Source organism: Streptomyces sp. NPDC048257 (genome assembly GCF_043201855.1).
Classification (GTDB): Bacteria; Actinomycetota; Actinomycetes; order Streptomycetales; family Streptomycetaceae; genus Streptomyces.
Map to the genome: position 1 here is coordinate 257,613 of NZ_JBICZI010000006.1, position 19,896 is coordinate 277,508.

The 19,896-nt window shown below is 72.3% G+C and carries 23 protein-coding genes and 1 pseudogene; 7 read left to right on the forward strand and 17 right to left on the reverse strand.

What is annotated here, in order from left to right; all coding sequences use genetic code 11:
* Nucleotides 1–399, reverse strand: a pseudogene (locus ACGFZK_RS16500) (hypothetical protein); the annotation flags it as partial.
* Nucleotides 400–825: 426 nt separating this feature from the next.
* Here ACGFZK_RS16500 and ACGFZK_RS16505 point away from each other — a divergent pair.
* Nucleotides 826–2,913 (forward strand): PhoX family protein, encoded by a 2,088-nt coding sequence (locus ACGFZK_RS16505; RefSeq protein WP_393849557.1) that lies wholly within the window; start codon nt 826–828, stop codon nt 2,911–2,913.
* A 53-nt stretch (nt 2,914–2,966) separates the two neighbouring features.
* Here ACGFZK_RS16505 and ACGFZK_RS16510 read toward each other — a convergent pair whose 3' ends face one another.
* The 4 genes from ACGFZK_RS16510 to ACGFZK_RS16525 all read right to left on the reverse strand — a co-directional run bounded on the left by ACGFZK_RS16510 (nt 2,967) and on the right by ACGFZK_RS16525 (nt 7,912).
* Entirely contained in the window at nt 2,967–4,232 is a 1,266-nt protein-coding gene (locus ACGFZK_RS16510) for a sensor histidine kinase (protein WP_393849558.1), read from the reverse strand.
* Complete coding sequence (locus tag ACGFZK_RS16515) at nt 4,220–4,921, reverse strand: hypothetical protein (RefSeq protein WP_393849559.1); 702 nt, start codon at nt 4,919–4,921, stop codon at nt 4,220–4,222. Before ACGFZK_RS16515 ends, ACGFZK_RS16510 begins: the two co-directional genes overlap by 13 nt.
* Nucleotides 4,922–5,008: 87 nt before the next feature.
* On the reverse strand, nt 5,009–7,003 hold the full coding sequence (locus ACGFZK_RS16520; RefSeq protein WP_393849560.1) for an FUSC family protein: 1,995 nt from the start codon (nt 7,001–7,003) through the stop codon (nt 5,009–5,011).
* An 81-nt stretch (nt 7,004–7,084) separates the two neighbouring features.
* Nucleotides 7,085–7,912: a hypothetical protein gene (locus ACGFZK_RS16525; RefSeq protein ID WP_393849561.1), complete on the reverse strand. Its 828-nt coding sequence runs from the start codon at nt 7,910–7,912 to the stop codon at nt 7,085–7,087.
* 125 nt (nt 7,913–8,037) lie between these two features.
* Here ACGFZK_RS16525 and ACGFZK_RS16530 point away from each other — a divergent pair, with 125 nt between their 5' ends.
* The 3 genes from ACGFZK_RS16530 to ACGFZK_RS16540 all read left to right on the forward strand — a co-directional run bounded on the left by ACGFZK_RS16530 (nt 8,038) and on the right by ACGFZK_RS16540 (nt 9,453).
* A complete protein-coding gene (locus tag ACGFZK_RS16530) occupies nt 8,038–8,508 on the forward strand; it encodes an RrF2 family transcriptional regulator (protein WP_393849617.1) in 471 nt (156 codons plus the stop codon).
* 72 nt (nt 8,509–8,580) lie between these two features.
* Nucleotides 8,581–8,979 carry a RidA family protein gene (locus tag ACGFZK_RS16535; protein WP_393849562.1) on the forward strand — a complete coding sequence of 133 codons (399 nt, stop codon included), beginning with the start codon at nt 8,581–8,583 and terminating at the stop codon, nt 8,977–8,979.
* Nucleotides 8,980–9,045: 66 nt separating this feature from the next.
* Nucleotides 9,046–9,453, forward strand: a complete 408-nt coding sequence (locus ACGFZK_RS16540) for a hypothetical protein (RefSeq protein WP_393849563.1) — start codon at nt 9,046–9,048, stop codon at nt 9,451–9,453.
* 68 nt (nt 9,454–9,521) lie between these two features.
* On the opposite strand, the gene ACGFZK_RS16545 is transcribed toward ACGFZK_RS16540, so the two are convergent.
* The 6 genes from ACGFZK_RS16545 to ACGFZK_RS16570 form a co-directional block, all read right to left on the reverse strand.
* On the reverse strand, nt 9,522–9,692 hold the full coding sequence (locus tag ACGFZK_RS16545; protein ID WP_393849564.1) for a hypothetical protein: 171 nt from the start codon (nt 9,690–9,692) through the stop codon (nt 9,522–9,524).
* Nucleotides 9,693–9,751: 59 nt separating this feature from the next.
* Nucleotides 9,752–10,132, reverse strand: a complete 381-nt coding sequence (locus ACGFZK_RS16550; RefSeq protein WP_393849565.1) for a hypothetical protein — start codon at nt 10,130–10,132, stop codon at nt 9,752–9,754.
* Nucleotides 10,133–10,256: 124 nt separating this feature from the next.
* Nucleotides 10,257–10,865: a hypothetical protein gene (locus ACGFZK_RS16555; RefSeq protein ID WP_393849566.1), complete on the reverse strand. Its 609-nt coding sequence runs from the start codon at nt 10,863–10,865 to the stop codon at nt 10,257–10,259.
* Nucleotides 10,866–11,083: 218 nt separating this feature from the next.
* Nucleotides 11,084–11,326, reverse strand: coding sequence for a hypothetical protein (locus ACGFZK_RS16560; RefSeq protein ID WP_393849567.1), 243 nt, complete (start codon nt 11,324–11,326; stop codon nt 11,084–11,086).
* Between the two features lie 21 nt (nt 11,327–11,347).
* Complete coding sequence (locus ACGFZK_RS16565) at nt 11,348–12,115, reverse strand: CbtA family protein (protein ID WP_393849568.1); 768 nt, start codon at nt 12,113–12,115, stop codon at nt 11,348–11,350.
* Between the two features lie 42 nt (nt 12,116–12,157).
* Nucleotides 12,158–12,373, reverse strand: a complete 216-nt coding sequence (locus tag ACGFZK_RS16570; protein ID WP_393849569.1) for a CbtB-domain containing protein — start codon at nt 12,371–12,373, stop codon at nt 12,158–12,160.
* Nucleotides 12,374–12,563: 190 nt separating this feature from the next.
* On the opposite strand from ACGFZK_RS16570, the gene ACGFZK_RS16575 reads away from it, so the two are divergent.
* A complete protein-coding gene (locus ACGFZK_RS16575) occupies nt 12,564–13,034 on the forward strand; it encodes a histidine phosphatase family protein (RefSeq protein ID WP_393849570.1) in 471 nt (156 codons plus the stop codon).
* Between the two features lie 86 nt (nt 13,035–13,120).
* Here ACGFZK_RS16575 and pucL read toward each other — a convergent pair whose 3' ends face one another.
* The 4 genes from pucL to ACGFZK_RS16595 form a co-directional block, all read right to left on the reverse strand.
* On the reverse strand, nt 13,121–14,038 hold the full coding sequence (pucL, locus tag ACGFZK_RS16580; protein WP_393849571.1) for a factor-independent urate hydroxylase: 918 nt from the start codon (nt 14,036–14,038) through the stop codon (nt 13,121–13,123).
* Nucleotides 14,039–14,320: 282 nt separating this feature from the next.
* The gene (locus ACGFZK_RS16585) at nt 14,321–15,670 is read right to left on the reverse strand and encodes an aspartate aminotransferase family protein (RefSeq protein WP_393849572.1); all 1,350 of its coding nucleotides are present in this window, start codon (nt 15,668–15,670) and stop codon (nt 14,321–14,323) included.
* Between the two features lie 67 nt (nt 15,671–15,737).
* On the reverse strand, nt 15,738–16,625 hold the full coding sequence (locus ACGFZK_RS16590; protein WP_393849573.1) for a PaaX family transcriptional regulator C-terminal domain-containing protein: 888 nt from the start codon (nt 16,623–16,625) through the stop codon (nt 15,738–15,740).
* A complete protein-coding gene (locus ACGFZK_RS16595; RefSeq protein ID WP_393849574.1) occupies nt 16,622–17,269 on the reverse strand; it encodes a GNAT family N-acetyltransferase in 648 nt (215 codons plus the stop codon). The genes ACGFZK_RS16590 and ACGFZK_RS16595 overlap by 4 nt, the downstream gene beginning before the upstream one ends.
* 83 nt (nt 17,270–17,352) lie before the next feature.
* On the opposite strand from ACGFZK_RS16595, the gene ACGFZK_RS16600 reads away from it, so the two are divergent.
* Complete coding sequence (locus ACGFZK_RS16600; protein ID WP_393849575.1) at nt 17,353–18,402, forward strand: alpha/beta hydrolase family protein; 1,050 nt, start codon at nt 17,353–17,355, stop codon at nt 18,400–18,402.
* 203 nt (nt 18,403–18,605) lie between these two features.
* Nucleotides 18,606–18,872, forward strand: coding sequence for a hypothetical protein (locus ACGFZK_RS16605; RefSeq protein ID WP_393849576.1), 267 nt, complete (start codon nt 18,606–18,608; stop codon nt 18,870–18,872).
* A gap of 91 nt (nt 18,873–18,963) precedes the next feature.
* On the opposite strand, the gene ACGFZK_RS16610 is transcribed toward ACGFZK_RS16605, so the two are convergent.
* The gene (locus ACGFZK_RS16610; protein WP_393849577.1) at nt 18,964–19,335 is read right to left on the reverse strand and encodes a hypothetical protein; all 372 of its coding nucleotides are present in this window, start codon (nt 19,333–19,335) and stop codon (nt 18,964–18,966) included.
* 167 nt (nt 19,336–19,502) lie between these two features.
* Nucleotides 19,503–19,706 carry a cold-shock protein gene (locus ACGFZK_RS16615; protein ID WP_030011983.1) on the reverse strand — a complete coding sequence of 68 codons (204 nt, stop codon included), beginning with the start codon at nt 19,704–19,706 and terminating at the stop codon, nt 19,503–19,505.
* Nucleotides 19,707–19,896 lie beyond the last annotated feature (190 nt).

Below are 19,896 nucleotides of genomic sequence, written 5' to 3' on the forward strand. Positions count from 1 at the left end.
CTGGTCCTGTGCCTCGGGCGCGGCGGTTGCCGGTTCCGCCTCGGGGGCGGCCTCGGCCTCGGGCTGCTCCGCAGCGGGAGCGACGGGCTCGGTCGCCGGCTCGTCCTGCGCCTGCGGCGCGCCCGCCTCGGCTGCCGCCGGTTCCGCCTCCGGCGCGGTGGCCCCGGCGTGCTCCGTAGCGGGGGCGGCCGCGGCGGGAGCGTCCTGCGCCTCGGCCTCGGCCGTCACGGGCTCCGTGGGCGAGGGGGTTTCACCGGCGGGCTTCGCCGCAGGCGCACGGCGGGCTTCCGGGACCGTCGGGTCCGCCGCCGGGGCGGGGGCGGTCAGGACCGTGCCCGGCTCCCGGTCGCGCGGAGTGGACTGCGGCGGAACCGTCGGGTTGTCGAAGGACGCCGCCACCAGTTCGGCGGCGACGTCCAGAGGGGTCCGTTCCGCCTGGTTCGGGACAGCGGCCGAAGGGGTGTCCGTAGTATCCGGAACGGATTCCGCGGACCGTCCGAATACCTTGCGCAACAAGCTCCGAATACCCATGGGCCAGGCCTTTCGCATGTGTGCGTGCGTCATTTGTCCGTGCTGCGCGGATGATCCCTGCCCAGAGTGGACACGTAAGGTTATCGGCCGCCCGGCTGGATCTTCGGCAGGGGCGCCTTTCGTGGCGTCCGGCTCCCCATCACCCGCACACGGAGCGTGAACTGCCTCTCCGACGTGCCGGGTTCACCGACCGTTCATCCCCGCGCCGCCGCTTCGGCGCAACCCGGGCCTACCGTCGCGGCTGGATCGTTCCGACACGTTGTCGGCGCCCACGCAGCTACTCGGAGGACACTCGTGCGCAAGCTTCTGCCGTTCATCGGCAACCCGCATGGGAGCGGCCGTTCCGCTCTCACCTGTCGTTACCGCTGTGGCGACGCATGCTTCCACGAGGTGCCGAACACAAGCGACAACGAGTACGTCGGCGACGTCATAGCCCGCGCCTACTCCCGCCGCGCGATGCTGCGTTCCGCCGCCGTCGTGACGGTCGCCACCGCCGCCGGCTCCGCCATCGCGCTCGGCGGCTCGGGGCAGACCGCCAACGCCACCCCCTCCGTCGATGCCGGAGCGGCCGGCGCCGGCAAGAGCGGCGAGGCCGCCCGCGGTCTGCGCTTCAAGGCCGTCGCGCCGAACACCGATGACAAGGTCACCATCCCCGAGGGCCACGACCAGAACGTCGTGATCCGCTGGGGCGACCCGATCGTCAAGGGTGCCCCGGGCTTCAACCCCGACAAGCAGACCGCCGCCGCGCAGGCCGGTCAGTTCGGCTACAACAACGACTTCCTGAGCCTCCTCCCGCTCGGCGGCGACTACGAGCGCCAGCAGCTGCTCGTGGCCAACCACGAGTACACGGACGAGAACCTCATGTTCAAGGCGTACGACGCGAACAACCCGACCCGCGAGCAGGTCGAGATCGCCTGGGCCGCGCACGGCCTGTCCGTGGTCGCGGTCCAGGAGGACCACCGCAGCGGCAAGCTGACCGCGGTCGGCCGCCACCGGCTCAACCGCCGGCTGACCGCCACCAGCGTGTTCCGGCTGACCGGCCCGGCCGCGGGCAGCAGCCTGCTGAAGACCTCCGTGGACCCCACCGGCACCAAGGTGCTCGGCACGCTCAACAACTGCGCCGGTGGCACCACCCCGTGGGGCACCACCCTCCACGGCGAGGAGAACTTCAACCAGTACTTCGCCAACGCCGGCCAGGTCATCGATCCCACCCAGGCCGCCCGCCTCAAGCGCTACGGCATGACCACCGGCGCCACCGAGCGCAAGTGGGAGCGGTTCGACAAGCGCTTCGACGTGGCGCAGGAGCCCAACGAGTCGCACCGCTTCGGCTGGGTCGTCGAGCTGGACCCGTACGACCCGAACTCGGTGCCGCGCAAGCGCACCGCGCTCGGCCGCTTCAAGCACGAGGCCGCGCAGCCCCGTCTGACCGAGGACGGCCGTCCGGTCGTCTACATGGGCGACGACGAGCGCTTCGACTACTTCTACAAGTTCGTCTCGTCGAAGCAGATGAAGAAGGGCGATTCGCGCGCCGCGAAGGAGCACAACCTCACGCTGCTCGACGAGGGCACCCTCTACGTCGCCAAGCTCACGGGTGACTCCCCGGCCGCCGACCTCGACGGCACCGGCAAGCTCCCCAACGACGGCGAGTTCGACGGCTCCGGCGTGTGGATCAAGCTGGCCACCGGCAATGTCTCGCACGTCGAGGGCATGACCGCCGAGGAGGTGTACGTCTTCACGCGCCTGGCCGCCGACAAGGTGGGCGCCACCAAGATGGACCGTCCCGAGGACGTCGAGCCCTCCCCGCGCACTGGTCGCGTCTACATCGCGCTGACCAACAACACCGACCGCGGCAAGCCCGGCAAGGAAGGCGCGACCGAGGCCAACCCGCGCAACCTGAACAAGCACGGCCAGATCCTGGAGCTCGCCGAGAACTTCGACGACCCGGCGGGCGACGGCTTCGCCTGGCGGCTCTTCCTGGTCGCCGGTGACCCGAACGACCCGGCGACCTACTTCGCGGGTTTCCCGAAGGACAAGGTCAGCCCGATCTCCTGCCCGGACAACGTGGCCTTCGACCCGCACGGCAACCTGTGGATCTCCACGGACGGCAACCAGCTCGGCTCCCACGACGGCCTGTTCGGCGTCGCGACGGCCGGGGAGCGCCGTGGTGAGCTGAAGCAGTTCCTGACCGTCCCGCGCGGCGCCGAGACCTGCGGCCCGCTCATCCAGGACAAGCGCGTCCTGGTGTCCGTCCAGCACCCGGGCGAGATCGACGGTGCGTCCGTCGAGAAGCCGCAGTCGGTGTGGCCCGACGGGCCGGGCAAGATCGTCCGTCCGGCGGTCGTCTCGGTCTGGCGCAAGGACGGCCGCAACATCGGCGTCTGAGTGCACGAGTTGACCCCAGGGCCGTGTTTCACGTGAAACACGGCCCTACCCGCTCAATCCCCCGTCGCCAGCCTGCCGACGGGGAGCCGGAGCGTCGTCACCGCGCCCCCGCCGGGCGCGTTGGCGAAGCCCACCTCGATGTCCAGCACCGCCGCCTGCCCCATCACGATCGTGAGCCCCAGGCCGTGTCCGCGCCCGCGGCCGGGGTCTCCGGTACGGAACCGCTGTGGGCCCTGCTCGATCAGCTCGGGCGGGTAGCCGGGCCCGTGGTCGCGGACCACCACCACAGGGCCCTCCACGGTCACCTCGACCGGCGGCCGGCCGTGTCGGCCGGCGTTGGCCAGCAGGTTGGTCAGGATCCGGTCCAGCCGGCGCCGGTCGGTGAGCACCACCGCGTCCCGGACCACCCGTACCGACGCGTCCGGCCCGGCTCCGGCTCCGACGACGGCCCGCTCCACCGCCCGGCCGAGCTCCACCCGGGCGAGGTCGGCCCGTTCGACGCCCGAGTCCAGCCGGGAGATCTCCAGCAGGTCCTCGGTCAGCAGGTGCAGGGCCTTCAGCCGGTTGTTGATCATTTCCTTGGGGCGGCCCTCGGGGAGCAGGGCCGCCGCGGCCAGCGAGCCGGTGAGCGGGGTGCGCAGTTCGTGCGCGACGTCCGCCGTGAAGCGCTTCTCCGCCTCCAGCCGGGCCTGGAGCGAGGCCGCCATCGAGTCCAGCGCGTGCGCCACGTCCCGTACCTCGTCCCGGGAGCCGCGCGGCCCCGGATCGTCCCCCTCGGCCGGGAAGTTCACCCGGGCGTCCAGGTCCCCGGCGCTGATCCGGCGGGCCACGGCGGCCGTGGTCGAGAGCCGCCGGCTGATCCGGTCGGCGAGGAACAGGCCTGCCAGTGCCACCACCCCGGCCGCGAGGGCCGCGGAGGCGAGGATCGCGGTGTCGATGTCCCGGAGCCGGTGGCGGGTGGTCTCGAACGGCATCCAGACCGCGAGGGCCTTGCCGTCGGCAGGTCCGGCCGCCCACATGACGGGTTCGCCCCGCTGCACGCCGACCATGCTGCCGGTCTGCCCGCGTACGACGAGCTCCCGCAGGGGCCGGGGGAGGTCGGGCGGGTCGAAGACGATGTTCACGTCGCCGTGCGCGGTGCCGTACTCATAGTGGCCCAGGGCGTGGTCCAGCTCGGCGCCCGCGGCCTTGCGGACCTCCCCGACCATCTGCCGGGCGACCACGTTGTGCACCAGGATCCCGAGTGCGGCGGCGACCATGCAGCACACCATCGTGGTGGTCAGGGCGATCTTCCAGCGCAGGCTGCTCAGGGCGCGCATCGTGGCCCGTCCCCGCTGGACGGGCTCTTGGTGAGGGCGGGGCAGTCGTCGAGGGTGAGCTGGGACAGGTTCATGATCCCGGCCTTCGGGTCCCACACGTAGTCGGAGACGGCGACGTAGGCCGGGTTCGTCGTGGGCTCGCGGACCGCCAGGTGCTCGGCGGCCACCTCCACGCCCTCCAGCACCGCGCGCCGCGACAGGATTCGGGCGATGCTCCCGTCGTCCTGGACGGTGTAGACGCGCAGCTCGCTCAGTCGGCCGTCAAGGTCCAGGGCGGTGATGAGCTCCTCCCGGCCGTTGCCCGTCAGGTCGTGCAGGACCGCGGGGCGCACCGGGCAGTCGGGGCCGCCGTCCACAGCCTGTGTGCAGAGCGCGAGCCGCTGGAGGGCGCGCGGGTCGACGAGGCTGCCGGTTCCGCCGTCCTGTTCGGTTGCGGAGGTGATGTCGGCGCGTACGACGGACAGCGCGTCCACCCCGCGCATGCTCAGGTCCGCCACCTTGGGGAGTCCGGGGACCACGGCGGCCGTGCCAGGCTTCTGGTCCGCGGCGGGAGGGTCGGGGCGGACGTCCTTCCACAGGCTCTTCGGGGCGTGGACCGTGCCGAGGTCACCCTCGCTCTGCAGTCCCTCCACATCGGCGCATCCCGCCAGGAGAAGGGCGAGGACCATCACGGCCGAGGCGCGGTGCATGCTCCGATGCTGCCCCGCCCGGACCCGCCCGGCCCCGGGGGCGACCCATTCGGGGGACGCGGCTCTGCCCGCGGGGGCGGTGTCGGGTCAGGACTCCGGCCGGGCGATGGCCAGGGCCGCCGAGATCTCCTGGTGGACGGGGGCCAGGACGCCCGTCCCGTCGCCCTGCGGCTCCGCGTCGACCCGTACCGGAGTGCTGCTGCTGCGCACGCGCTGGGCCAGCTCGTGGAGCTGCCGCGTGATCGCCGCCACCTCTTCGGCGGGGGGTGGGGCCGCGCCGTGGTTGACCCGGACCCGTGCGGCGGTGGTCGCGTCCACGATCCGCTCGACGGCGACCACCAGCGGCCACCAGGCGGCGGCCCGCGCCCCCGTCGGCGGTGGCTCGGTCAGCGCCCGCTGGAACTCGCTGCGTACGCCCGACAGGTCCCGGTAGATGCGTCGCCGGGCCTGGAGGCGGGCGGTCCGCGCCACCGCGAGCGCGGCCTCGTCCGGGACCGGGGCGAAGGCCCGTTCCAGGTAGCGGGCGGCGTCGTCCACGGTGTCGGCGAGCCGGTCGCCGATCCGGGTGTGCCAGCTCTCGGGCCACAGCAGGTATCCCGCGACGAGGGTGATGGCGCAGCCGATGAGGCTGTCCAGCAGCCGTGGGCGGATCAGGTCGAAGCCCTGGTGGTTGAGCAGGTCGGAGAGGAGCAGGATCACCGGGGTGATCGCGGCCGTCTGAAAGGCGTACCCCTTGACGGAGAAGGCGGGGATCAGCCCGGCGAGCACCACCATCACCGGGACGTCCCACCAGCCGCGCGGTACCTCGGCGAGCACGGCGGCGGCGATGACCAGCCCGCCCGCGGTGCCCAGCGCGCGCAGTACGGCCCGGGAGAACACCGAGCCGAAGTCGGGCTTGAGGACGAAGGTGACGGTCAGTGCGACCCAGTAGGACCGCTCGACCTCGATGACCGATACGAGGGTCTGCGCGAGCCCGATGCACAGGGCGAGCCGCAGCCCGTACCGCCAGGAGGCCCGGGACAGCACCATGTCGCGGACCGCCCGCCGGGCCCGTACGCGCAGGGCGGCGGGCCGGCCGAGGCGGTCGTCCACGTTGTGCAGGTCCGGTTCGGCGACGTGCACGATCTTCGCGGCATGGCGCAGGGCCGCGTCGACGGCCCGTTCGGCCGGGGTGTGCGCGGCGGGCAGCTCCAGTACGGGGGTTTGGGTGCGGCCCTCCTCGACGGCGTCGGCCAGGTCCCGTACGGCCGCCGGGATCCCCGGCGGCAGCGGACGGCCGCGCAGGTGCGCGGCGGGCGCGGCCTCCACCAGCGGGATGATCACGTTGAGCTGGGCCAGCAGCCGCACCAGCGAGGGGCTGCGCCCGTGCACCCGGGCCCGGCGGCCGAGCACCAGGTCGTAGGCGTGGTTGATGGCCTGGGTGACCTGCTGGCGGCGTTCCTCGTAGACGGCGCCGGGTCCGCCGGCGGCCTCCAGGGCGTCGGCCAGCGCCCGGTAGGTGTCGGCCACGGCGGTGCGTTCCGGCTGCCGGCGGCGCAGTGGCCAGCCGAGCAGGGTCAGCGCGAGGACGAACAGTCCGCCCGCGGTCAGCAGCAGCGGCGCCGTCCACCAGGGCTCCGGCAGCGGCAGTCCGGCGCCGATCACGGCGTTGAGCAGGAGCAGGAGTCCGGACACGGAGGCGACCGTGCCGATGGAGGAGATCATCCCGGAGACCAGGGCGATGAGGGTGAGCGCTCCGACGGCCAGCCAGCCGTGCCCGTAGACCAGGGTGCCCAGGGCCACTCCGACGGCGCCGGCCAGCTGCGGGACGGCGATGTTCAGGACCCGCATCCGGTAGGCGTCGGCGGTGTCGCCGATGACTCCGGCGAGGGCGCCCATGGAGACCAGCGCCCCGTATTCGGGCTCGTCGAGGGCGAAACCGACGGCGAGCGGGACGGCGAGGGCGACCGAGGCCCGGGCCACTGCGGACCAGGGGATCGGGGCGGTACTGGGCTTCAGCCCGTTGAGCAACCAGGCGGGCGGAGCCAGCGGACGGTGCCGGGCTCGCCGCGACGATATGTGTTCGGTGCGTTCGGTGCTCATTCCCGCTTCCGTGCCGCCGCTCGCGATTCGGTTCTTCTGGGATCTTCTGCGTCGTAATGCGCGTGTTGGTACCTTCCGAGCTTATGGGGTGTGGCGTAGTCGGCCCATCACCCAGGCCGCCAGTGCGGCGGCGAGCCCGATCGCCAGTACCACCCAGGCGGTGGTGCGCAGGTACGCGGTCAGGGCGTCGTAGACCGCCCCGGCGGCGGGCCGGTCGATGTCGGCGGGCAGGTCGTCCAGGGCGAGCCGGCGGCACACGTCCACCGCGAGCCACAGCAGTCCGGCCCCGGCCGCGAGTCCCACTCCGGTGGCCAGGACGGCGCGCCGCCGGTGGACGGCGACCGCGATGGCCGCCGCGGCCAGCACGACGGTCAGTACGGGGAGCCAGACGCCTGCGATCTCGAGCATGCGGAAACCCTTCCGGAGAGCGCCGAGGTTGTCGTACTCCATGACCTTCACGGTCAGGTGGGTCACCGGGATGCGGTCGGCGAAGGGCACGTCGTCGGCGACGAGGTCGCCCCTGACCTGGGCGATGACGGGGGCGAGGTCGATGGTGAGGGCGTCGCCGTGGCCGGTGCTGAGCGCGTCGAGGAAGGCGGCGTGGGCGGCACGGTTGGCCGCGTCCCACGCGGTCCGGTAGGCGGCGGTGCCGGCGAAGGAGCGCAGGGCCTCGCCGAGCAGGGTGTCCACGCCGATCTGGAAGGGGCCCGCGTCGATCTGGCCGGCGAGGGCGCGCCTGACCTGGGTGACGACGACCTCCTGCACCTTCGGGTTCTCGGCGAGGGGCGACATGGCGGCGGTGTACCGGTCGGCGTTGCCCAGCTCGCGGTCGGCCCAGTATGCGACGGCGCTCGCGGGTACCAGGAGGGCCACGAGCACGATGAGTACCGCCGACAGGATGCTGCGCACGTCACCAGGGAATGCGGACGCGGGGCCGGGCGCGAGCGGTGTTGCTGCGGGCGGGTGGTGGGCCGTCCGGCGGCGTGGCACCCTTGCGCCCATAATCCTGGACATCTAATATCCAGGATATGAAGATGAGCGAGGGCGTCGAGTGGGCGCTGCACAGCTGCGTCAACCTGGCCTGGAGCGGCGACCGGGCCGTGCCGGCTGCCCGCCTCGCCGCGTGGCACGACCTGCCCGCGGCCTACCTGAACAAGCAGCTCCAGGCGCTGGCCCGGGCGGGCATCGTCACCTCCACCCCCGGTCCCCGGGGCGGCTTCCGGCTGGCCCGCCCGCTCGAGGCCATCTCGCTCATGGACGTGGTGACCGCCGTCGAGGGAGCCGAGGAGGCCTTCCGGTGCGCGGAGATCCGCCGGCAGGGACCCGGCGCCGGTGCCCCGGCGGCCTACACGGCCGACTGCGCCATCGCGCACGCCATGACCCGGGCCGAGCTGGCCTGGCGCAGGGCGCTCGCGGCACAGAACCTCGACGAGATCCGGCAGCAGGCCGAACGGCAGGCCCCGCAGGCCCCCGAGCGGCTCCGCGCCTGGCTCGCCGCGCAGTAACCGCACGCGTACGGACACGGGCATACACGGATATACAAGCTCAGACACGGATACGGACACAGGGAGCTCGGCATGACGCGCAGCATCATCAACCCGGCAGGACTCCACACCCCGACCGACTACGGCTACAGCCACATCGTCTCCGCACCCGGCGAGCAGGTCTTCATAGCCGGCCAGTACGGCTCCGACGAGAACGGCCACGTCGTCTCCGAGGACTTCGCCGCCCAGGTCGAGCAGGCCTTCGCGAACCTCCGTACCGCCCTCGAAGCCGTCGGACTCGGCCCCGGCGACGTCGTCCGCATCGGCACCTACATCGTCGGCCACGACCAGCGGAAGCTGGAGATCCTGCTCAAGCAGCTGCACGCCACCTGGGGCACCGAACTGCCCGCCCAGACCCTGATCGGCGTCGCCGCCCTCGCCCTGCCCGACATGCTCTTCGAGATCGACGCCGTGGCCGTGCGCACGCCCTGACCACTGATCCACTTGCCGGTCGGGGGTGGCGGGTGTGCCCTGGATGATGGGAGAGAGGAGCCCGTCATGGCACATGCGGCACCCACCGCCCCCAGGCGGCAGCACCGGCGGACGACGGACATGACGCACCTGAGCAAGAGCGCATACGCGCGGCCCCTGCTCCTCGGACTGGTCTACGGCGTCTGGGCCGCGTTCATGAAGCGCCAGATGGGCCCGGTGGACGCGGGCAACGTCTTCTACGGGATCCTGTGCGGCGTGCTCTTCGCCGGGATCATGTTCGCCCTGGCCCGGATCGGACCCCGGATGAAGCGCGAGGTCCACGCGGCGGCGTACGGAGCCTTCGGCGGCATCGCCGTGGGCTACCTGCACAGCCTCACCGACCAGTCGATCCTCAAGTCGACCGTGGTCGGCCTGGCCGTCGGCGCGGGTGTCGGAGCGATCGCGTTCTACCGCTACTACACGCACGAGGGCTGACCCGGACAGTGGCGCCGGTTCCCGTGCCCGTGGCCGGGAACCGGCGCTTCCCGCGTGTCCGCGCGGTCCTACGCGGCCGAGTCGGCGGTGGCGGTCTGCTGCGGTTCGCTCTCGGGCTCGACGGCCGTGGCCGTGGGCTTCGGTGACGCCGCCGACTCGGTCTGCCGGACCGGCGGGGCGAACCGGGTGACCTCGGCGCGGAGCATGGCGTTCAGAGCGGCGTACGGGTCGATGGGCATGGCGGAACCTCACGGTGTTTCGAGGGGGGTGTGGGGGGCTGCGTCGGACCTCGGTCCGCTCAGCAGCGCAGGACCACACTCCGCACCGTCCGCCGGGACAGGGCCGGTTCGGCCGCCTCCGCGGCAGGCCCGCACGACGGGGCCTCCTCGTCGTGTTTCACGTGAAACACCGCAAGCGGTGTCGGCCGTACGACGGCCGGCCCGCGCGCGACCGTCCGTACGGTCGCCCGTGCCTCGGGCTCGGGCGCCGGATCGGACTGGCCCTCGCCGGGCTCGGGGGACTCGGCGGGGGCGCCCGGCGCCGCGGGCGCGCCGGAGGCGGGGCGGAACTCGGCAGCCGCGGCACCGGCCGGACCGGCGCCGAAGACGCACAGCAGCACGACACAGGCCACGGTCAGAACCCTGGTCAGTGCCGAACGCGCGTGGTGCCTCCCGCTCATGCGAGGGGTGTGCCCCGCCACGCCGAACGACTCCCGGGCGGACCTCAAGAAGCCCCCGACCGGGGGACCAAGACACCCCCCACGGCTGACAGCCGGCCGCGGGGCGCCGCCGGACCGGACGGGCTCAGCGGGTGCGGCGCTGCCCGGTCAGCCGGGCCAGCACGGCGGTCTCGCCGCCGACCAGCCGCAGTTGGGGGCGGCCGTCCGGGTCCTCGTGACCGAAAGCCCTGCCGGGTGACACCCGTACGACGGTGAACACGGCCGTACGGCTGTCCGCGCGGGGGATCTCGATGGTCCGGCCGCGCCGCAACTCGCCGAGACGCAGCCCCTCCAGCCCTTCTCCGGTCACCACGGCGGTCCCGGCGGCGCCCGGCGCGGGACCCCCGGTGTCCCAGGAGACCTCCTCGCGACGTCCGGTCAGCGGTACGTCCACGCCCAGGCTCGGGATGCGCAGCCGCAGGGGGCGTGCGGTCCGCAGCGGTCCCTTGACCACCCGCAGCGGCCCGGGGGCGGTTCTCGGCGACCGCGCCCCCCTGCCGGGGATGTGCTCGCCGGACTGCTCCAGCTCCCGCACGAGACGGCGATGGCCGGAGAGCCCCAACGCACGGGAGGGCAGCGCGTCGTCGGTGGTCACGGCGGCGGGCCTGGCACCCTCGGTCCGTTGCAACACCGCGATACCGGTGGACAACAGAACCACCGTCAGCGCGGCGACGGCCCACTTGGCGCGGGGCATGGGAATCCCTCCTGTCCGGCTCGTGCGGCCGGGTCATGTGAGCAGTGGACACCTCCTCTGCCCATCGGCACCCCGTGCAACACGGTGGACTGACATGGCGTCACGGGCGTGTCGTCGCACGATCGGAGAGTCTTCGCAGTTCGCGGCGGGTCCAGCCGCCGGCGGCCCGGGGAGGAGGTCATGCGCCCGAACGGGTGAGAGTCAGGTCGCCCGAAGGGTCACATGACGACGGCCGCCGTGCCCGCCCCCATCAGTGCGGCGGCCACGTGCATGGCCGGGTGGCCGTAGTCGCCGTACCAGAGGTGGCGGACCAGACCGCCCAGGGCGGCCAGCGCGGCGATGATGCCGATCTGGCCGAACAGCGTGACGGCGCAGCAGGGGGCCAGGAGCAGCAGGAACGAGTTCAGCCAGAACGGGGCAGCGCCCGTCCAGCCCCGCCATTCCCTGATCGGCGTCGCCATGTACTACCGGCCCCCTCGTACTCAACTGGTCGGCTGCACAGCCTCCTTGGGTGCGGAGGCGGGCACAAGGGCTCGTTCGGCTAGAAAACCGAAGGCCAGGCCGAAAGTCGTCCACAATGCGGTCTGGATCGCCAGGGACGCGAGGCGGAACTCCCAGATCAGCGCGGCGGGGAAGCCCGCCGGGACCTCATTGGTGCCGGGCAGTACGGCGTACGAGACGCCGATGACGAGGACGAAGGCCGCGCCGGCGACGACCGAGGCGTTCCAGTTCCCGAGCTTCGGCGCGAGCCGTCGTCCGAGGATCAGCGCCCCGGCCGCCAGCAGCGCGCTCAGGGCGATCATCAGGAGGTAGAGGGCGGTCCGCCGGGCGGCGGTCTCGGGATCGCCCACGGCGGGGGGGTTGGCGGGGTACTTGAAGAACGGCACCAGGGTCACGGTGACGTACAGACCCCCGGTGACCAGCGCGGCCGTGGTCCGCGGGCCGAAGCGGCCGATGCGGCCCAGGGCGAAGCAGAAGACGAGCGCGGCGATGCCGCCGAGCGCGACCGCGTAGAGCAGGACACCGGTGCCGAGCCCGGCCGTGGCCTGGAGGGCCCGGCTGACCGGAGCCGCCTCGCCGTGGTCGTGACCGGCCGCGGCGGCCTCTTCGATGGCGATCGCCGCGTCCACCTGGGACTCACCGAGGAGGTATGCGACGAGGAAGGCGGCGACCCCGGCCAGCAGGCCGGCGAGCATGCCGCGGACGAGCAGGGTCCGGGGGGAGACCCCGCCCGGAGAAGTGGAAGTCATGCTTCTGATCCCCTTGCTGAGACGTCGGTCGGTGCAGGGGAATCAGTGGCAGGGGAACCCGAGCAGGTGACGGCCGTCGTGCAGCCACTCGTGGATGGTCTCCCCTTCGAAGACCGCGGTGGCACCCTGCTCGGCGCCGACGAAGTACAGCAGGACGAGCATGAGGATGCCGACGAACACGGCCCAGGGGGCCAGTGCGGAGAGCGAGATGGGGGGAATGGCGGGTGAGTTCGTCGTGGGCACGGCGGAGTGGGCCATCGCAGAACCTCCAGGGGGAAAACACGCGTCCCGGTCAGTGGTGCTCGCTACGACGGTGGCGGGTCTGACTTTCCTCCCCCTCCGGGAGGTTTCACAGTGGCGCGACCGTGCCGGATTCTCACCGGGCTTCCGTCGGACCGTCGTCATTCAATTGTGTCATTTGTGACCGTACCGCGCTTACCCTCCCCTTATGAAGACCCCGTTGGTGCGAGTCCGTCTGGTCAGCTTCCCTCTGGACGCAGCCGCCCGTCAGGGCCGCTTCGGTCACGCGCGGCCGTGCCCCGGACACGAGGGGCTGCGCGGGCTGGCCACGGGCGAGTGGGCGGGACGCACCCTGGACGAGATGGCGGGCCGCGACCCCGCGGCCGTGCAGGCCTGGCTGTCGGATCCCGCGTACGCGCCACCGGGCGGGGAGTCCGTGGACGCGCTGATCGCCCGGGTCGGGGCGGAGCTGGCCGCTCTGCCCGAGGGCACCCACCGGGTGGTGGTCGAGCAGGCCGTCGTCCGGGCGGCCGTGGTGCACGCACTGGAGCTGCCCGCGGCGGTCTTCTGGCGGCTCGACGTACGGCCGGAGTCGGTGACGACCCTCACCGGGCGGGCCGGGCGCTGGAACCTGCTGGTGGGGCAGCCTCAGGACGAGCAGCCGCACGTCGGGCCGTAGGCCGGCCCGTCCCGGCCGGTGAAACGGTTCGGCCCGGACCCCGCGACGCGGTCCGGGCCGAAACGGCAGGCGCAGGCGCAGGCGCGCTACGCGACGATCCAGTCGGACGTCGCGATCACCGGCTGCACCCCGTCACGGTGGATGGTGCCCTCGATCAGGCCGTACATCCGGTCCGCGGCGAAGTAGACCTCGTTGTCGTTCTTGAGGCCGAAGGGCTCCAGGTCGACGAGGAAGTGGTGCTTGTTGGGGAGGTTGAGGCGCACCTCGTTGACCTTGGGGCAGTGGTCGAGCACGCGCTCGGCCATCTGGTTCAGGGTCTGCTGCAGCGAGTACGAGTACGTCTCCGCGAAGGCCTCCAGCATGTTCTTGCGGACCTTCTTGTACGCCTGGTCCCAGTCGTACCCGGAGTCGTCGGCGGCCAGCGCCGAGTGCGCCCAGCGCGCGGTGACCTTGGTCGCCAGGATGCGGTCGTACGCCTCCTGCAGGGTCGTGTACTTGTCCTTGATGTAGCCGTGGAACTCGGAGTTGGTCGAGTTCATCACGGTCAGGTCCTTCAGGCCCGAGATGACCTGCAGGCCGGTCGTCTCGCTGTAGGTGATCTGCGCGGTGCGCACCTCCTGGCCCTTGCGGACGAAGGAGTGCTGCTCCTTGCGCGTCGGGACCGGGATGCGGTCCCACACGTACTCCTCGATGCGGATCTGGGCCTCGCGGATCGGCTGCTGCGAGGAGACGAAGTGCTTGGCGAGCAGGATGCCGAAGGCTTCGGGGGAGTCGATGCCGTGCTCCTTGCCGAAGGCGTACACCGTGTTCTTGGTGGTGTCGGTCGGCAGGCAGTTGGCGTTGTCGCCGGTCAGGTGGACATCGCGGAATTCGCCGCGGAGCGCGACCGAGACGTTGAGGTCGCGGATCTCGTGCCAGGAACCGTCGCCGCCCTTGCGGGTGACCTTCACGATGCGGTTCTCGGCCTTGCCGTACTGGTTCTGGGCCAGGACGTGCTTGCTCATGCTGTCTTCCTTCGGGTACTCGGGAACACGGAGTCCGGTCGTCTGGATCCCGTACGCCCGGCGTCCAGCGCCCGCCCGAATCAAGGACGTCCCGCTCCCCGCCGTTCGGCCCCTTGCTGAAGGGCCGCCCCGGGCCTGACGTGCATCCCGGTTCGTAGGTGCTTGGCCTGTCGTGTGTCTCAGGGCCTGCACGGATTGCAGCATGTGTACGGGGGGTTGATCCCCGTACGAATCCTCCGAACACCAGCCCCCACGCCTTGGGCGACCCCACAGATCCGCAGGTCAGACGGTGTGCGCATCCGCCACCGCGAGGGCCTCGTCGAGGATCCGCAGTCCCTTGGCCGCGTCCTCGGGCGTGATGGTGCACGGCGGCGCGATGTGGATGCGGTTCCCGGCGACGAGCGGCCAGAGGCCGCCCTTCTTGCACGCGGCCGCGAACGCGGCCATCGGGGCGTTCTCAGCGCCGGAGGCGTTGTACGGGACCAGCGGCTCGCGCGTCTCCTTGCTCCGGACGAGTTCCAGGGCCCAGAAGGTGCCGAGCCCGCGGACCTCCCCGACCGAGGGGTGCCGCTCGGCGAGCGCGCGCAGGCCGGGGCCGAGCAGCTCCGCACCCGTGCGGGCCGACTGCTCGACGACGCCCTCGTCCTCCATGACGTTGATCGTCGCCACGGCGGCCGCGCAGGCCAGCACGTGCCCGGAGTACGTGAGCCCGCCCGGGTAGGGGCGGCGGGCGAAGGTCTCGGCGATGGCGGCCGAGATGGCGACCCCGCCGAGCGGGACGTAGCCGCTGGTCACGCCCTTGGCGAAGCAGATCAGGTCGGGGGTGACGTCCCAGTGCTCGGAGGCGAACCACTTTCCGGTGCGCCCGAATCCGACCATGATCTCGTCCAGGACGAAGACGATGCCGTAGCGGTCGCAGAGCGCGCGCACCCCGGCCAGGTAGCCGTCCGGGTGCACGAGCACGCCCGGGGCGCCGCCGACGGTCTCCAGGATGATCGCGGCGATGGACTGCGGGCCCTCGAAGACGATGGTGTCCTCGAGGTGGCGCAGGGCCCGCTCGCACTCCTCGGCCTCGGTGGTCGCGTAGAAGGGCGAGCGGTAGGCGAACGGCCCCCAGAAGTGCACGACACCGGCGGTCGCGGTGTCGTTGCCGAAGCGGCGGGCGTCGCCCGTCAGGTTGATCGCGGTGGAGGTGGCCCCGTGGTACGAGCGGTACGCGGACAGCACCTTGGGCCGGCCGGTGTGCAGCCGGGCCATGCGGACGGCGTTCTCCACGGCCTCGGCTCCGGCATTGGTGAAGAAGATCTTGTCGAGGTCGCCGGGGGTGCGCTCGGCGATCAGCCGGGCCGCCTCGGAGCGCACGTCGACGGCGAAGCCGGGGGCGACGGTGCACAGCCTGGCCGCCTGCTCCTGGATGGCTGCGGTGACCTTCGGGTGCTGGTAGCCGATGTTCGTGTAGACGAGGGCGCTGGAGAAGTCGAGGTAGCGGTTGCCCTGGTAGTCCCAGAAGTACGACCCCTCGGCGCCGGCCACGGCGAGCGGGTCGATGAGCTCCTGCGCCGACCAGGAGTGGAAGACGTGCTTCCGGTCAGCGTCTTTCACGGCGGCGAGGGCGTCGGCTTCTGCGTTCATGAAACGAGGGTAGTTGTCCAGGATGTGGACGCGGCGGGGGTCGTCCCGCCGCGTCCGCGGTACGGGGTCAGGCCAGGGCCTCGCCGTACAGACGGAACAGCCGGGGCCCCGGGTCCGGGGCGGCGGCCTCCAGCCGGGCCCAGGCGCCGGAGGCCGCAGCCCGGGCCGTCGTGCCCGGCCACGGCTGCGGCAGCAGTTCCGGCGGGAGCAGCGGGTCGGGGAGCATCGCGGCGGAGAAGGCCGCGGCCAGTGCGACGGCGTGGGCCAGCCCCGCCGCCGGGCCGTCGGCGGCCTCCGTCCCGCCGGGCTGCTCCGCGAGTGCGCGGACCTCGTCGTACCGCGCCGCGATCTCCGGCAGCGGCCACAGCCGCTCCGCCAGGGCCCGCGGGTCCGAGGTGCCGCCCACCGTCAGGTCCCGGGTGCTCAGGCAGCTCAGCGCCTCCGACAGGCCCAGCTCCGCCGCGTGGGCCCGTACGTACGGGCCGATGTCGTTCGGCGTCACGTACAGCCCGCCCTGGACCGGCGCCGCCCCCAGCCCGGTGAGCGCGTCCCGCAGGGCGTCCCGCGCGGCCCGCGCGGATTCCGGTACGGCAAAGGCGAAGGCGTGCCAGAGGCCGTCCCACGACTCCAGCCCCCGGTCCTGCCGGTACGCGTGCCGGACGAACGCCACCTCCGGTACGAGCGGCAGCCCCGACCCCGACCCCGACCCCGACCCCGACCCCGGTTCCGGCTCCCGCTCCGGCCCCGGCCCTGCGCCTGCCAGGCGCAGCACGGAGCGCCGGCCGCGCCCCTCCATCGTGAACCGGCCCTCGCCCACCAGCCGCTTCACACACAGCCGCACCTGCTGGTCGGTCATCCCGAGCAGCCCGGCGACCTCGTACAGCTCGCCGCCCTCGACCGTCCCGTCCTCCCGGACCAGCGCGTGCACGACCATCCGCGTCGGGATCTGGCTCATCGCGCCGCCACCTCCTTGTGCATCGTCGTCACGGCCCCGAACCCCAGCACGTCCCGCAGCCAGGGCGTCCGCTGCACCCGTACCGCCCGGAAGCCGTGCCGCTCGTACAGGGCCCGCGCCCGCGGGTTCTCCGCGACCACGTCCAGCCTGATCCGCCTGCACCGCTGCTCCACGGCGATCGCCTCGATCTCCCGCAGCAGCAGCCCGCCGACGCCCCGGCTCCGCTCGGCGGGGTCCACGGCGATGCCGTCCATGACCAGCTCGCCGCGGGCCGGGGTGCGCTCCAGCAGGGCCAGCAGGAACACCCGGTACAGGCCCCGGACCCGCCCGTACTGCGCCCGGACCGCGGCCGCGTCACCGCCGACCAGGCCGCGCCCGGCCAGCTGGTAGCCCGCCACGCCCACCACCCGGGCGCCGCCGCCTGCGCCCTTGCAGCCGTCTCCGCCCTCGTCGCCCTCGCCGCCGGACAGTGCGGTGACCGCCCGGTCCGCGTGCAGGTGCCCGGCGATGAACCGCCGCCCGGCCTCGGCGGGGCCGAGCGCGAGGCCCAGCTTTCCCGCGAAGGCCTCCCAGTACAGCTCGGCGACGCGCGCGGCGGCCCCTTCGGGCACCCCGCGCCGTACTTCCACGCTCTCCGTCGTCATACGCACAAGCATAATACGTTCATTGCCGCTACGATCGTTATTGATATGAGCGAACGAGAGTTCCAGGAAGCCGGAGCCTGCAGATGACCGAGACCCGTACGCCGCGGGCACCCCGCAGAGTCCGCCGGGCACTCCTGACCGGCTTCCTGTCGGCCCTCGCCGCCGCCCTTCTCCTCACCGGCGTCGTCCTGTGGCAGCACGACTACGGCCTCCACGAGGAGCGCGTCACCGTCCCCGCCGCCGGCCACGACCTCCCCGGCGTGCTCGCCACCCCCACCGGCCGGGGCCCCGGCCCCTTCCCGCTCGTCGTCCTCGTGCACGGCGACGGCGAGGTCGACGCCACGCACGACGGCTTCTACCGCCCTTACTGGGAGGCCTTCGCCCGGGCGGGCTTCGCCTCGCTCTCCCTCGACAAGCCCGCCGACTGGCTCGGCCAGACCATGGACGACCGGGCGCGCGAGACCGTGGACGCCCTCACCTGGGCGGCCCGCACCCGGCCCGAGATCGACCCCGCCCGCATCGGCCTGTGGGGCGCGAGCCAGGCCGGATGGGTCATGCCCAAGGTGGTGGCGCGGGCCCCGGCGCCCGGGGTGCGCTTCGTCATCGCGGTCGGCACCGCCGTGAACTGGGTGAGCCAGGGGGAGTACAACACCCGGGCCGAGCTCCGCGCGGCCGGGGCGGACGCCGATCGCACGGCGGCCGCACTGCGCACGCGGGAGGCCACCCTGGCGCTGCTGCGGCGCGGGGCGACGTACGAGGAGTACCGCGCGAGTCCGGGCGCGGACCGGGAACTCACCCCGGAGCGCTGGACGTTCATCAGCCGGAACCACACCGCGGACGCGACCGGGGACCTGCGGGCGATGCCGCCCGTCCCGGTGCTGCTGATCTCCGGCGCCGACGACCTGAACGTGGACGGAGCCGAGACCGAGGCCGTCTACCGGAGCGTCCTCGCGCCCGGTACCCTCACCGTCCGCCGCTATCCCGGAGCGACCCACGCCCTGCTGCGCACCGAGGTCGAGCGTTCCTCCTGGCGGCTGACCTTGACGGCGGTCTTCGCCCCGCGCTCCCTCTTCCCGCCCGGCCTCCTCGCCGACCAGCAGCGTTTTCTTGAGGAGCTCGGCCGCCCGGTGTGACCCGGGAGACTTCCCGATATCGCCATGTTGTTATCCGAGGGTGCCGGACAGGCCCGAAATGGCGGGAGCCGGCCAGGCAGGGCGAGCGCGGCCACTTCAGCGGCACTTCAGCCGGAGGTGCTCCGGCGGTGCAGTCGTGAGATCGCGTTTTTTTGCCGGTCCATCCGGGGGAGAAGATGTCCGTGGTTTCCAGGAGATCCGCCATGCGCGTGGCGGTGGACGCCGTACCGGCCGGCGGTGTGCGCGTCTCCGCCCGGGCGGGCGATGCCACGCGCGCCCTCGCCAAGGGCCGGCCGGTGGCGGCGGCCGCCACGGCCGACCTGTGCGGCGCCGGCTACGAGCTGACCTTCGCCGAGCAGTACGCCGGCCCGGCGCGCGTCAACGACGTGTGCGGGGAGGTCGCCGCGATCATGAAGAGCGGCAACGCCGCGATCATCGACCGCATCCGCCCGGTGCCACCCTGCACGTAGGCGTTTCATCGAGGCCGGCCCCCGCAGGTGCATTGCGGGGGTCGTCGTCCGTTGCCCCGGGATATCCCGGGATGTACGGGGACGGCGGGGGCTATTTGTCGGAGTAGCTGAAGTCTCCGACGGTCCAGGCACTGACGTCCTTCACCGCGATCCGGTACATGCCGCCGGTCTCGGGGATGCCCAGGGTGCCCTGGAGGATGCGTGCCACATGGAAATGCAGGTGGGAGGGCGCCCCGGACTGCTGTCTGTCGCCGCGGCCGGGAGATCTGAAGACCTCGGCGAACGGGGCGAGCTGGTCCGAGTCGCGCAGGACCTCGGCCACCCGCTGACGCCAGACGCTCTCGGGGGCGAGGCGGCCGGTGATGACGGCGCCGTGGACCACGACGGTCAGGGACATCTGATTGGTCTGCTCCGACTCGACCATGGTGGCGAGATCGAGGAGCAGGTCGTCAGGGATCGACATGGGCACGGACTCTAGCAAGCGTGCCCGCCTACCGGCCGGGCTTCCGGGGGAGTGGCCTGGCCGGAGTCCCCCGGGACACGCGGACGGCCGAGGCCCGCACCCCAGGGTGCGGGCCTCGGCCGCGTCTGTGCGCCGGCGCGGACGCCGGACTCTCAGACGGTCAGGCGTCAGGCGGGAACGATGTTCTCGGCCTGCGGGCCCTTCTGGCCCTGCGTGACGTCGAAAGTAACCTTCTGGCCTTCCTGAAGCTCACGGAAGCCGGAAGAGGCGATGTTCGAGTAGTGGGCGAAGACGTCCGCGCCGCCACCCTCCTGCTCGATGAAGCCGAAGCCCTTTTCCGCGTTGAACCACTTCACGGTGCCAGATGCCATATGAATTCTCCTTTGGGGCATTGCCCGGATCCGCACTGTGCGGGCCCGGTGTCGCCGTGATGATTGCCCCGACCGGAACGAGTTTTCACTGCATGCACCGGAAATAAAAAGAGCGCCCACCGAAAAATCCGGTGAGAGCACTTGTAAGTTTTTGGGAACCACAACTGCGAACGACGTCACCGTAGCACAG